Origin of the sequence: Acinetobacter sp. ABJ_C4_1 (genome assembly GCF_044538495.1) — a bacterium.
Lineage (GTDB): Bacteria > Pseudomonadota > Gammaproteobacteria > Pseudomonadales > Moraxellaceae > Acinetobacter > Acinetobacter nosocomialis_A.
Map to the genome: position 1 here is coordinate 441,743 of NZ_JBIUCQ010000002.1, position 12,385 is coordinate 454,127.

A 12,385-nucleotide genomic window follows, 5' to 3' on the forward strand; every position below is an offset into this window, starting at 1 on the left:
GCTTTATGCAGAGTTTATTTTTCTATTTCTAATAAATGATCTTTACTAAAATTTGGCGCACTTTGATTAAACATTGTCGCCATTCGATTTGGATAAATATCGTTCAAATTCCTATGATGTCTCTATCGAAAAGCAAGTTCCTTAAAACTTTAGTTGAGAGACAGAATATGAACACAGTTAAAGAAAAAATCGTTCTCATCACAGGCGCATCATCTGGTATGGGAAAAGCATTTACCAAAGCATTACTCAAAGAAGGTGCAACTGTTTATGCCGTTGCTCGTCGCGTTGATGCTATGCAAGAACTAAAAGCACTTGGTGCTCATACATTAAAAATGGATATTACCAATCAGGATGATATCGACCAAGTTGTGAAAACTATTGAAAAAGAAACCCAGGGTGTTGATATTTTAGTTAACTGCGCAGGCTTTGGTATGTATGGTGCTATGGAGGATACTACCCTTGCCGATGCACGCTATCAATTTGAAGTGAATCTGTTTGGTATGGCCTATTTAACCCAAAAGGTTCTGCCTAGTATGCGTAAAAAAATGCAGGGTCGAATTATCAATATTTCATCAATGGGTGGGAAAATTTATACCCCACTTGGTAGTTGGTATCATGCGAGTAAACATGCAGTTGAAGGCTGGTCTGACTGTCTACGTTTAGAGTTAAAATCATTTAATATTGATGTTGTTGTCATTGAACCGGGTGCTATCGCAACTGAATTTGCAGATGTAATGGTCCAACCTATGCTTGAACGTTCAGGGCAAAGTGCGTATAGCCATATGGCAGCCGCAGTTGCTAACTCAACACATACCTCTGTTGAAAAAGGTGAACTTTCAGACGTGCAAGTTGTCGTTGATATGCTGATGAAAGCTGTTCATGCATCCTCACCTAAAACACGTTATGTGGGTGGCAAATATGCCAAACTGATGATATTTGTACGTAAATGGTTTGGCGACCGTGTGTTTGATCGTATGGTGATGTCAGTTATTAAATAAATGAAGTGACCCATATAAGTTTAATGTTGAGATGCTCAAATGAAATATGCTTCAAATTTTGCCCTAAATACCAACTGGAAGTTATTACTGAATGACCTAGGCATAAATCTTGAAGATGCATTACGTTTGGCATCTCTACCGCTTGATTTATTCAACCGTAAAGATGCAAGCCTTACGCCTGTTCAATATTTCAATTTTTGGCACGCAATTGAACAACTTGCTGGAATAAATGACTTACCTTTAAAAATTGGTCAAATGATTACAGTTGAACTGTTTGATCCAGCGATTTTTGCTTGTATTTGTAGTCCCAACTTCAATATTGCGATACAGCGTCTATCTGAATTTAAAAGACTCGTTGGGCCAATGCAGTTACAAGTCGCAATTGATAACGACACAACAACGCTAGAACTCAAATTCTATAATGTATCTACGCCAACGCCCCAAAGCCTTGCTATGTCAGAACTGGTCTTCTTTGCTCAATTAGCAAGAATATGTACAAGGCATCAGGTTATACCTTTGAAAGTTACACTGCCCGATTTACCTAATAATCTGGCAGAGTACAAAACATTTTTTGGCGTACTTCCACAAAAAAGTGAACACATTTCAATTGTCTTTTCACGCCAAGATGCTGAACGTCCTTTTTTAACAGCCAACCCGACCATGTGGTCTTTTTTCGAGCCAAACTTGCAACGTAGTCTTATACAGCTTGATGAAGATGCAACAGTTAGCGAAAAAGTTAAAGCAATACTTTTAGAAAACTTGCCTGCTGGACTATGTACAATAGAAGATGTTGCTCAACGACTCGCGATGAGCAAACGTACGCTACAACGGCTACTTTTAGAAGAGCAAACTAATTTTAAAACGCTTTTGGATGCGACTCGTCAATCTCTTGCCCAACATTATTTAGAAAAATCATCAATGAGCACGGGTGAAATTTCATTTCTATTGGGCTTTCAAGAGCACAACTCTTTTAGCAGAGCATTTAAAAACTGGACAGGTAATACTCCGCAAGAATATAGACTTATGCATTAATTCCTAACGCGGTTTGTTCAACATCCATTCCAGATTTTGGCGAACCGCAGGCCACTCATGTTTCAAAATGCTATAAACATGGGTGTCCCGCAAAATATCATCTTTCACAATTTGATGACTTCTGAGTACACCGTCCAACTTTGCACCCAAACGAAGAATTGCAGTTTGGCTTTGAACATTTAAAGAAGATGTGCGTAACTCAACCGCAATACAGTTTAAAGTCTCAAATGCGTGGGCCAGCAATAGCTTTTTACACTCAGTATTTACAGGTGAACGCTGTGCAGATTTTCTGTACCACGTCGAACCAATTTCTACACGGCGATGTGCTTCTTCAATATGCATTAGCGTCGTCATGCCAAGCGCTCGCCCCGTTTTTCGGTCTTCAATATAAAATGGCAACATAGAGCCGGATTTTTGTAAACCGAGACGTCTTTCAATTTCAGCAGTCATCTGTTCAGGTCTTGGCACACGGGTATACCAAAGATTATAGAGTTCCCCATCACAAACGGCCTCTTTGAGCGCTTCAGCTTGAGTTACATTTAGCGGCTTTAAAATAACGTGTTCACCCAATAACTCAACAGGTGTAGTCAAAGACATCTTTATCTCCTCAATTGATATTAAGCTTTTATATTTTCAAAATTATTTATTTAACTCAGCCACACTGTACATGGCATTCGCTATAGTTTGATGACCAGATTTCGATAGGCCATCTGCCGCGCCCAAAATGTCTCGACGTTCTTTGTTTTGCCCAAGTTTTGATTTGCCTCGCAGCTTGGTAATTTCAATCTCAATACCTACAATGGCTTTTAACATCGGTTCAAGATAGTCCTTTGGTGCATCGGACATTTTCCATGGTTCAGGTTGAGATGCTTCGTGGGTACGAGTTAAACGAGCCACAACACCACGGACGTAACGTTCATCATCTCGAATGGTTACTTTGCCATAAGCATGCACAACCCTATAGTTCCATGTCGGTACTTGTCTGTGCTGTTCATGTTTGGATGGGTACCAGTTTGGTGAAATATAAGCATCACCCGCTTGAAATACGACTAGTACCTCATCTCCATTTTTAATGTCCTGCCAGACAGGATTAACTCTAGACACATGCGCATGTAGTACACCCAATCCCCCTTCGCTTGCCTGTAATTCGAATGGAAGATGATTTGCATCTAACCCATTACTTCCATGCGTAAAAAGCACGCCAAACGGATATTCGGTAATAAGAGAATGCAATACATCCAAACGGTTTTCTGCATAATCATCGGGGATATACATGGCTCAAAACCTCACTGTAAATATCAGGGTTATTTATATTTTGTGTTGTAAATTTTCTGGTTTATGTGGTTTATTAAAAAGAACCACTTTGTATTTTTTTAAGTAGACCAGAATTATGGCAAGAATGGCAAAAGTTGTGGAACTTCCGTCTATTGCAAAGATTGATAAAAGCAAAGGAAAGATAAGTGCTCAACTGACTCAAGCTTTACGTGAAGCTGTACAAAGTGGTGATTTACAACCCGGCGATCCATTGCCTTCTTCTCGTGAACTAGCTTTAACCCTAGGTGTCGCTCGCGGAACCATTATTGAAGCTTATGATCAGCTTTTAGCTGAAGGTGTGTTTGACTCTCAACCACGAACTGGCACTTATGTGTCTCATGCTTTGATTAAAACATCTGTAATACAACACTCATCAAAAGAAAATAAACCTAACTCGATATCTTTGACCAAATCGGCACGTTCTTATGCCAAAGTGCTTGATGAATTTAAGCCACTTCCCCATGTTCCTTTTGCAGTATCTGTCCCCGTCGGTCGTACTCAACCAAGTGATATCTGGCGTAAATTTGGTAATAAATATAGATCACGGGGTGCAGGTGTTCCTTCAGGATATGGTGAACCTCAAGGTGTATTATCACTAAGAATTGCTATAGCAGACTATGTACGACGGTCACGTTCTGTCCACTGCGAACCTGAACAAATTGTGATTACGCCCGGCATTCAACAATCACTTTATATTTGCAGCCAAATTTTATTTGAGGCGAAAGATGAAGTTTGGGTTGAAGATCCTGCTTATCGCGGTACAACAGCCATTTTTGAGCATACTGTACAAAACATTCGAATGGTGCGTGTTCCTGTTGATGAAGAAGGCATTCAGGTTGAAACCGGAATTAAACTTTCTAAACATGCGCGTGCTGCTTTTGTAACACCCTCTCACCAATATCCACTTGGTATGCCGATGAGTCTAGCAAGACGTACAGCTTTATTAGCTTGGGCAAAACAACAAAATGCATGGATCATTGAAGATGATTATGACAGTGAACTTCGTTACAACGGTCAGCCCTTCCCATCTTTGCAAGGCATGGCACCTGACCAAGTCATTTATCTTGGGACTTTCAGCAAAGTCTTATTTCCATCGCTTAGGCTTGGCTATGCAGTGTTGCCTAAAGAACTGGTAGCTCCTTTTTGTGGGCTTAGAGTCTTAATTGATCGGCACCCGCCTGCTGCTGACCAACACGTTTTGGCTGCGTTTATTCAAGAGGGTTATTTAGAGCGGCATATACGACGTACTCGAAATGTTTATGCAGAAGTTCGAGAATACATTATTGGTCTGATTGAAAAATACATACCTCAAGAACTGGCTTGGTTACAGCCGGGCGATCAAGGCATGCATATGGTGTTATGGCTTGCTCAACATATTAATGATATTGACGTTGCAAGCTCGGCAGTCGATGCAGGTATTGCCATCAAAGCAATTTCACCGACATTTTCAAAAGAGCGGCGACGTTCGGGTTTAATTGTCGGCTTAGGCGATTTTGAACCTGAACTGATGAGACAAGCCATCAAAAAACTATCAAAGATTATTCAACAACATGACAAGCCGACTTAGACATGGCCTACAATAGCAACCATAGATGAATCGCAAATGGCCCAATCAGCACCATTAAAATACCTGCAATGACCATGGTTAAACTGGCAATTACACCTTCTTCACTATTGCGCTGCTGTGCTCTAACTGTACCAAAACCATGCGCTGCATTGCCAAAGGCTGCCCCATTTGCCACATTAGAACGGATTTTAGTAATCGCTAAGATCGCATCGCCGCAAATCATACCAACCAAACCAGTAATGACTGTAAATAGTGAAACCAAAGCTGCCGAACCGTGAATATCTTCCGCTAAAATCATGGCAAATGGTGTGGAAATAGAACGTGCCATCAAACTATTGGTGACTTCAGGGCTAAAGTGAAACCACTGCGCCATTTCATAAGCAGACATCACACCTACACTCATGCCCACAATAATCGCAATCGAAAGGACCCCAAGGTTTTTACGTATCGTTTCCCGATAGCGATAAATCGGTACAGCAAACGCAACCGTTGCTGGCCCTAATAAATTAACAATCCACTGCGTATCTTCAGCATAAGTTTGATATGAAATTCCAAAAATCGTCATCAAAATAATGGTGAGTACAGGCACACTAATCGCGGGTGACAACCAAAGTTTTGGATTTTTCTGATAGATTCGCTTTGCCACAACATAGGCTGCCAAAGTCCAGATCAGACAAAGAATTGACCAAATATTCATGTCGTTTTGCTCTTTAGATATGCTTATGTTGAAGACGTTTTCGAGCCTGTAAATAAGCTTTCAAACGATTGTAATAGTGAATCGTCAGACATGTACTGAGCATGACCGAAATGGTCCCAACCGCAATGCTCAAAACAATTTGCCATCCTTCGGTCATAAACAAGGTTTTATACTGCACTACAGCGACCACAACGGGCACGAAAAACAGCAACAGTTCACCTAAAACAACGGTTGCTCCCATTGCTACCTGATCCATTTTGATAATTTTAAAGAACAGGCATAAAAGCAATAAAAACATACCTAAAATACCTGCCGAGACAGGTACGCCAAGTTTTTGATGTAAGAGATATCCGACGCACCAAAATCCAGCCAAAATCAAAATTTGTTTAACTAAAACTAAAAGTGAAGGTTGTGTGGGTGTGCCAGAAGCAGATTCAGTACTCATTTTGCGAAATTAAATGGTTAACTACACCATTATGCTATCTTGGTTAAAGCTGCTAAATATGAATTATTCATGTTAATATTATTCCAAAATGGAATAATTTATTCTTTATTATGATTTCTCTAAAATCACTTCAGTGCTTCGTTACACTGGTAAAAACTAAAAGTTTTACACGTACTGCTGAAGAGTTGTATCTGACTCAACCGACTATTAGTAAAATATTACAGCAGCTTGAAGAGCAGCTTCAGGTACAGCTTTTGGTTAAACCTGATCACGGCCGTAAAAGACAAATTGAACTAACTGAAATTGGAGAGCGCATTTATCAACATGCAGTCGAGCTTCTTCAAGCAGAACAAAACATCTTTCTTGAAATTGAAAACTACCAACAATTAAAAACAGGAACTTTAAAACTTGGCGTTCCGCCTTTAGGCTCGCAGCTCTTAACGACTGCCCTGTTTGATTATCATCAGCAATTACCAGATATTGAATTGGCTTTTATGGAGGTTGGTTCACGCGGTATTGAGCAAGCTTTGCTTAACAATGAGTTGGACGTGGGCGTTTTATTGCAGCCCTTTGATGAGCAAATCTTTAATAGCATTGAGCTATGTAACTACCCTTTAATGGTTCTTTTACGTCGTGATGCCACTTGGGCAACCCGTAAAAAAATAAATCTAGAAGAGCTACAACACCAATCGTTTTTAATGTTTCCAGAAAATTTCTCTTTAAACAGTATTATTCTCGATGCCTGTAAGCAGCATGGTTTCTACCCAACCATTGCTTGCCGGACCAGCCAATGGCACCTTTTGGCAGACATGGTGTTACAGCGAATGGGGATTGCACTTCTCCCGCAGTATTATACCGACATGCTTGACCCTAATTTATTTGCAGCAGTACCGCTTGAAAAACCAAATATTCAATGGCACTTAGTCATGGCTTGGAAAAAGAATCTTCCTGTCTCACCAGCAGTACAGGCGTGGCTGAACATTGTTCGTCAACATTTTCAGCACATTAAGCCCTAACCTTGAACACTGAAATGGCTTAATTCAAAAACCGATAAAGCTTTTCCACAAAAAAGCTACCCAATCTTGGATCAGCTCACTTAGACTAGATCCGATTGTTTTATGACATGGACAATAACAATGAATAATGAACATTTTAAGCTGTACACAGATTCACAATTTCTAAGCCCCTACGCGTTTACAGTTTTTGTAGGGCTACATGAAAAACAAATTCCATTTGAAATAGCGACCATCAACTTAGGCCAGCAAGGCCAGTTAGAAAAATCTTATGTAGCAAAGTCATTAACTGCCAAAGTGCCTGTACTTGAGCATAACGATTTTGCCTTATCAGAATCTTCTGCCATTTTGGAATATTTAGAAGAGCTTTATCCAAACACATCTATTTATCCAAAAGATATTCAAGCACGCGCAAGAGCAAGACAAATTCAGGCATGGCTCCGATCAGACTTAGTGGCACTAAGAACTGAACGTCCAACCGATGTTATTTTTATTCAGCCCACGTCCACTCCACTTTCAGAAGAAGGCAAAAAAGCAGCCGAGAAACTTTTCTTTGTTGCAGAAAAACTTCTCGCGCCTGATGCCGAATTTCTTTTTGGGTCATGGAGCATTGTGGATGCTGAACTTGCCCTGATGTTGCAACGCCTTATTCAAAATGGTGATGCTGTACCAGAACGCTTAAAAAACTATGTATTACAGCAATGGCAACGCCCGACTGTACAAAAATGGCTTGCCTTGCGACATAAATAAATCCTTATATTTACACCAAACATGAGATAAAAAATGAGTGATTCAAACTATATTCCTCCACAAGTTTGGCAATGGACTGGAGAAAAAACCGATTTAAACCAACCTACCTCAGGTGCGCGTTACGAGCATACACTTCCAGTAGGGAAACATCCGCTCCAGCTCTATTCTTTAGCAACGCCTAATGGGCAAAAAGTCACTATTTTGCTAGAAGAGCTTTTAGCGCTAGGACACCAAGATGCTGAATATGATGCATGGCTCATTAAAATCGGTGAAGGACAGCAATTTGGCAGTGGCTTTGTCGAAATTAATCCCAACTCTAAAATTCCAGCATTGGTTGACCATAGCCAAAACCCACCATTAAGAGTGTTTGAATCTGGCTCAATTTTGCTTTACTTGGCTGAAAAATTTAAAGCTTTCATTCCAACTGATATTGCTGCACGTACTGAATGCCTTAATTGGTTATTCTGGCAAATGGGCAGCGCGCCTTACCTAGGTGGCGGTTTTGGGCATTTTTATGCTTATGCACCCGTTAAAGTTGAATATGCAATTAACCGCTTTGCCTTGGAAACAAAACGCTTACTTGATGTATTAGATCAGCATCTGGCAAAAAACGAATATTTGGCGGGTTCTGAATATAGCATCGCTGATATTGCAGCATTCCCTTGGTATGGCGGTCTTGTTAAAAACTGGGTATATAACGGCGCGGAGTTTTTAGGTGTCGATCAATATAAAAATGTTCAACGTTGGGCAGATGCGATTTTAGCGCGCCCTGCGGTACAACGTGGCCGTATGGTCAACCGTACTTTTGGTGATTTAGCTACACAGTTGCATGAACGCCATGATGCCAGCGATTTTGAGACCAAGACTCAAGATAAATTGCAGAATCAGTCTTAAAAATATCATTCAGTTTTTGACTCACCCGCAAGATATTTCATTTTTGCGGGTATTCAAAGTTGGCAAAATAACTCGTATATAACTCACTCAGCCAAGCGACAAAAACTCGTACGCGTGGCGAGAGCTGCCGATGCTGCGGATATAAAGCAGAAACTGACATCTTCGGGATTTCCCACTCAGATAAAACCTCAACCAGTTGTCCGTCTTTTAACTCATTTGCCACATGGTAGCGCGGGACCTGAATTAAACCTGCCCCACGTAAAGCAGATAATACATAGTTTTCAGCATCATTTACCGCGATCCAGCTTTTCAAAAAATAATCTTGTTTTTTGCCATTCACCATTAATTCAAATGGATAATTTCGCCCGCCTGATGTCGAGAAGAAATTAACACAATAATGTGATAACAAATCTTCTGGTTGCTGAGGCGTTCCATGTTTATTTAAATAGTCAGGACTTGCACAAATGAGTTGTGGCATATCGACCAAATGCCTAGCAATTAAAGTGGAATCATCCAAACGCCCCGCTCTCACCACACAGTCTATCCCTTCCCTAATCAGATCAACCAAGCGATCACCCATACTAATTACGAGTTCAATGTCGGGGTATAACTCGTGAAATTGATCGATATTGGGTAAAACAATTTTAGTCGCATGAGCGCCTGATAAATCGACACGTAATAAACCACGGGGCTGAGCAATTACATTGCGTAAAGATGATTCGGCATCATCGAGTTCCGATAATATTTGTGTACAACGTTCATAAAATGCTTGTCCATCTAGTGATGGTCTTACATGCCGAGTCGTCCGTTCTAGCAAACGGCACTGTAAATTACTCTCTAACTCCTTAATGGCATTACTTGCTGTAGCACGTGGGATATTTAGCTGATCGGCTGCCTGACTAAAACTACCCAGCTCTACGATACGGGTAAAAGTTGCAAGGTATCAAATTTATCCATAGTGCTCGCTTTTAACCCTATCTATTATTAATGAATATGGAATTATCTTATCCAATTAGGAAGATTTATCCCATATTTCTATATTATTAAAATAAGCCATACCGACTCAAACAGGCAATCTAAAAATGAATATTTCAAGAAAAACAGCTCTGGTTACTGGCGCATCACGTGGTATTGGCCGTGCTATTGCAGAACGTTTAGCTCAAGATGGTTTTTATGTGATTGTTAACTATGCGGGCAATAAAGTGCATGCCCAAGCAACTGTAGATCATATTATTGAGCAAGGTGGTCAAGCCTCAGCTATTCAAGCGGACGTTGCAAATGAACATGAGGTGAGCCGTTTGTTTCAAGAAGCTAAAGCGATTAACGGGCAATTAGACGTTGTGGTTCATAGTGCTGGTATTATGCCTATGGCAAAAATTACACCTGAAAGCCTGCCAGATTTCGATAAAGTGATTCATACCAATTTACGTGGCGCGTTTTTAATATTGGCGCATGCGGCCGAAACGGTGCCAGATGGTGGCCGGATTATTGCGCTTTCAACCAGTGTAATTGCTAAATCTTTTCCGGCATATGGTCCCTATATTGCGTCAAAAGCAGGTGTAGAAGGTTTGGTCCATGTGTTAGCAAATGAGTTACGCGGCCGAAATATTACTGTGAATGCCGTTGCGCCCGGCCCGACAGGTACTGACCTTTTTTACAATGGAAAAACTGATGAGCAAGTAGCAGCAATTGCAAAACTCGCTCCATTGGAAAGAATCGGAACACCTGAAGAAATTGCCAGTGTAGTTGCCATGCTAGCTGGCCCAGATGGACGTTGGGTAAATTCACAAGTTATTCGAGTAAATGGTGGATTTTCTTAATGTTTAAAACCATATGGATTATTTTAATCCATATGGTTTTTACCAAATATTAAAATCCATTAAACATATTATTACAAGAACTTTATAAGATTAATTAATACTGTTTTATATAAAATATTTAGCTTGCTTATTTATTAAAAAAATATATATAAATAGATATTACTTATTTTTGCTTATATTTAAAAACGCGTAAATTGAACAATAACAATCTGAATCGAAGATAAGGAATTATTTAAATGAATGCCAAATTAAATACAGAAAACCCATCTGGTTTTATCTCTTCGAGTTCTAATACATCTTTGTCAAAAGACACTATTCTGAGTAAAGCACAGCAATACGCACAGGACCATGAACTTAATTTTAGTGGCAGTTTATCACCTACTGATGCATGGCAGCTCGTACAACAAGGCGAAGCTGTTTTAGTTGATGTGCGTACCAATGAAGAACGTAAATTTGTGGGTTATGTCCCTGAAAGTGTTCATGTCGCTTGGGCAACAGGCACATCGTTTAACCGTAATCCACGCTTTTTAAAAGAACTCGAATCAAAAGTTGGCAAAGACAAAACCATTCTTTTGTTATGCCGTAGTGGCAACCGTTCAGCACAAGCTGCCGAGGCCGCATTTAATGCTGGTTTTGAGCATATTTATAACGTTCTTGAAGGCTTCGAAGGCGATCTAAATGATCAGCAACAGCGTAATCAGAAAAATGGCTGGCGCATCCATCAACTTCCTTGGCAACAAGACTAATATTTTAATCAATTTTCAGTGAATCAAGGAAAGCTTGTGACTCAATGGAACATTAATGCTGTTGTACAAGGTTTGCAACAAGCAAGGCATGACTGGCGTCAGCAGCAACACAGGACCAAAGAATTTGGGGGCCGTGAACTTCCATCTAAAGAAGCGTTAAAAGCCATTTTAGATGACTTGTGCGGAATTTTATTTCCAATGCGTTTAGGCCCTGCTGACTTACGTCAAGAAACTGAAGATTCTTATATTGCCTATACTTTAAATCGGGTACTCACAGCCTTACATGCTCAAGTACAACTGGCTTTGAACTATGAAGCAAAACGTCATTTGAGTCATTCGAACACAGTCCAACAACCAGACGAACTTGCTCAAAATATTGTGCAGGATTTTGCCAACACCTTGCCCTCTATACGACGTCTTTTAGACGGCGATGTGCGTGCTGCTTATGAAGGCGATCCGGCGGCGCATAGTGTGGATGAGGTATTACTTTGCTATCCGGGCATATTTGCGATTATTCATCATCGAATAGCGCATCAACTGTATACCCAAGTGCCTTTATTGTCTCGCATTATTTCCGAGTTGGCGCATTCTGCAACAGGTATTGATATTCATCCGGGTGCAAAAATCGGTAAAGGATTTTTCATCGATCATGGTACAGGTGTGGTGATTGGTGAAACTAGCGTTATTGGGGAACGTGTCCGTATTTATCAGGCAGTAACCCTTGGAGCGAAACGATTTGAAACGAATGATGATGGTGGTTTGAAAAAAGACTATACACGCCATCCAATTGTTGAAGATGACGTGGTGATCTATGCAGGTGCCACTATTTTAGGTCGTATTACGATTGGTCGAGGGTCCATTATTGGGGGAAATGTCTGGCTTACACATAGTATTCCCGCAGGAAGCCAGATTTTACAGTCACCACTGGAGTCTTATCAAAAAAATCCAGAATTTAAATAAATCGTATTCAAAATTTTATATATAAGAGTTTTAACCAATATATTAAAAACATGAATTTGGTATATATAAATCAGTTTATTACTTATTTATATTAAATTTTCATAAACATATGCTTATTCATAATAAGTGAACTGTGTTCATTTATTTAT

General features: G+C 40.1%; 13 protein-coding genes and 1 pseudogene. 9 read left to right on the top strand and 5 right to left on the bottom strand.

What is annotated here, in order from left to right; genetic code table 11:
• Positions 1–167: 167 nt before the first annotated feature.
• Positions 168–998, top strand: a complete 831-nt coding sequence (locus tag ACIF8R_RS05025) for an oxidoreductase (RefSeq protein ID WP_002045697.1) — start codon at positions 168–170, stop codon at positions 996–998.
• Between the two features lie 39 nt (positions 999–1,037).
• Positions 1,038–2,030, top strand: coding sequence for an AraC family transcriptional regulator (locus tag ACIF8R_RS05030; protein ID WP_111853692.1), 993 nt, complete (start codon positions 1,038–1,040; stop codon positions 2,028–2,030).
• 3 nt (positions 2,031–2,033) lie between these two features.
• Here the strand turns inward: ACIF8R_RS05030 and ACIF8R_RS05035 are convergent, their stop codons facing one another.
• Positions 2,034–2,627, bottom strand: a complete 594-nt coding sequence (locus tag ACIF8R_RS05035; RefSeq protein WP_396479441.1) for a GNAT family N-acetyltransferase — start codon at positions 2,625–2,627, stop codon at positions 2,034–2,036.
• Positions 2,628–2,669: 42 nt separating this feature from the next.
• Complete coding sequence (locus ACIF8R_RS05040) at positions 2,670–3,305, bottom strand: FMN-binding negative transcriptional regulator (RefSeq protein WP_396479443.1); 636 nt, start codon at positions 3,303–3,305, stop codon at positions 2,670–2,672.
• Between the two features lie 115 nt (positions 3,306–3,420).
• Here ACIF8R_RS05040 and ACIF8R_RS05045 point away from each other — a divergent pair, with 115 nt between their 5' ends.
• Positions 3,421–4,911: a PLP-dependent aminotransferase family protein gene (locus ACIF8R_RS05045; protein WP_396479445.1), complete on the top strand. Its 1,491-nt coding sequence runs from the start codon at positions 3,421–3,423 to the stop codon at positions 4,909–4,911.
• Positions 4,912–4,918: 7 nt separating this feature from the next.
• Here ACIF8R_RS05045 and ACIF8R_RS05050 read toward each other — a convergent pair whose 3' ends face one another.
• Both ACIF8R_RS05050 and ACIF8R_RS05055 read right to left on the bottom strand, forming a co-directional pair.
• A complete protein-coding gene (locus tag ACIF8R_RS05050; RefSeq protein WP_002157453.1) occupies positions 4,919–5,608 on the bottom strand; it encodes an LrgB family protein in 690 nt (229 codons plus the stop codon).
• A 13-nt stretch (positions 5,609–5,621) separates the two neighbouring features.
• Entirely contained in the window at positions 5,622–6,053 is a 432-nt protein-coding gene (locus ACIF8R_RS05055) for a CidA/LrgA family protein (RefSeq protein WP_202732552.1), read from the bottom strand.
• Between the two features lie 110 nt (positions 6,054–6,163).
• On the opposite strand from ACIF8R_RS05055, the gene ACIF8R_RS05060 reads away from it, so the two are divergent.
• From ACIF8R_RS05060 to yghU, 3 genes are all read left to right on the top strand, one after another.
• Positions 6,164–7,069 (top strand): LysR family transcriptional regulator, encoded by a 906-nt coding sequence (locus ACIF8R_RS05060; RefSeq protein ID WP_396479448.1) that lies wholly within the window; start codon positions 6,164–6,166, stop codon positions 7,067–7,069.
• A 120-nt stretch (positions 7,070–7,189) separates the two neighbouring features.
• A complete protein-coding gene (gene yfcF / locus ACIF8R_RS05065; RefSeq protein WP_396479449.1) occupies positions 7,190–7,816 on the top strand; it encodes a glutathione transferase in 627 nt (208 codons plus the stop codon).
• A gap of 33 nt (positions 7,817–7,849) precedes the next feature.
• Complete coding sequence (gene yghU / locus ACIF8R_RS05070) at positions 7,850–8,710, top strand: glutathione-dependent disulfide-bond oxidoreductase (protein ID WP_068564226.1); 861 nt, start codon at positions 7,850–7,852, stop codon at positions 8,708–8,710.
• A gap of 37 nt (positions 8,711–8,747) precedes the next feature.
• On the opposite strand, the pseudogene ACIF8R_RS05075 reads toward yghU, so the two are convergent.
• Positions 8,748–9,667 (bottom strand): annotated as a pseudogene (locus tag ACIF8R_RS05075) (LysR substrate-binding domain-containing protein).
• A gap of 125 nt (positions 9,668–9,792) precedes the next feature.
• Between ACIF8R_RS05075 and ACIF8R_RS05080 the strand changes: the two are divergent.
• The 3 genes from ACIF8R_RS05080 to epsC all read left to right on the top strand — a co-directional run bounded on the left by ACIF8R_RS05080 (position 9,793) and on the right by epsC (position 12,236).
• Positions 9,793–10,530 carry an SDR family oxidoreductase gene (locus tag ACIF8R_RS05080; protein ID WP_396479452.1) on the top strand — a complete coding sequence of 246 codons (738 nt, stop codon included), beginning with the start codon at positions 9,793–9,795 and terminating at the stop codon, positions 10,528–10,530.
• A gap of 236 nt (positions 10,531–10,766) precedes the next feature.
• The gene (locus ACIF8R_RS05085; protein WP_005304325.1) at positions 10,767–11,276 is read left to right on the top strand and encodes a rhodanese-like domain-containing protein; all 510 of its coding nucleotides are present in this window, start codon (positions 10,767–10,769) and stop codon (positions 11,274–11,276) included.
• Positions 11,277–11,294: 18 nt separating this feature from the next.
• Positions 11,295–12,236, top strand: a complete 942-nt coding sequence (epsC, locus tag ACIF8R_RS05090) for a serine O-acetyltransferase EpsC (RefSeq protein WP_279985947.1) — start codon at positions 11,295–11,297, stop codon at positions 12,234–12,236.
• The last annotated feature ends 149 nt before the right edge of the window (positions 12,237–12,385 follow it).